Consider the following 591-nt stretch of genomic DNA (forward strand, 5'->3'; position numbering starts at 1 on the left):
ACTTGCGACGACTGACGTAACACGATCGCATCGGCGCGAATCGGTTCGAGGGAAAGTTCTTTGACGGGTAATTCCACTAGGGCGATCGCTTCCCCAAGCAACCAGGTGGCTATATCCTGGGAGAACTCTTCCGCAATGAATTTACAAATATTGTCGTACATGGGCACCCTGACTGGCGAGTTGCTATTATTATAACCCGCCCCCAAGTTTTCTTTTTCCTGCAATTCCCGGACTATTTCTAAAGATAATCCGGTCATTTCCACCACGAACTCCACACTCATTCCTGCCGCCAGTAAATTGCCTGCCATTTCTTGGAGTCCTTCTTGGAATCCTTCTTGAAATCCTTCTTGGAATCCTTCTTGGAATCCTTCGGCTCTGCCTTCTTCAATTAGCTCTTGATAAATCCCCGACTCTTTCATCATCATTCTCCTAACTCATTCACCCCATTGGAGGGTGCATTAATGAATTCACCCTCCAATAAAGTCGAAGTGCGGCTGGCGGAAAAACTCGGCAAGATTAATTGTCCATCTGCGCCTGCAATTCCCGGACTTGTTCTAAAGACAATCCGGTAAATCCAGCCACTCGCTCCAC

Annotated in this window: 1 protein-coding gene; it reads right to left on the reverse strand. The window is 47.5% G+C overall.

Going from position 1 to position 591, the window contains the following annotated elements; all coding sequences use genetic code 11:
- Positions 1-425: Yae1 family protein (locus AC0QH1_RS00430; protein WP_324628770.1), on the reverse strand; the 425-nt coding region annotated here is incomplete at its 3' end.
- Positions 426-591: the final 166 nt, after the last annotated feature.

This window comes from Phormidium sp. CCY1219 (assembly GCF_055795085.1).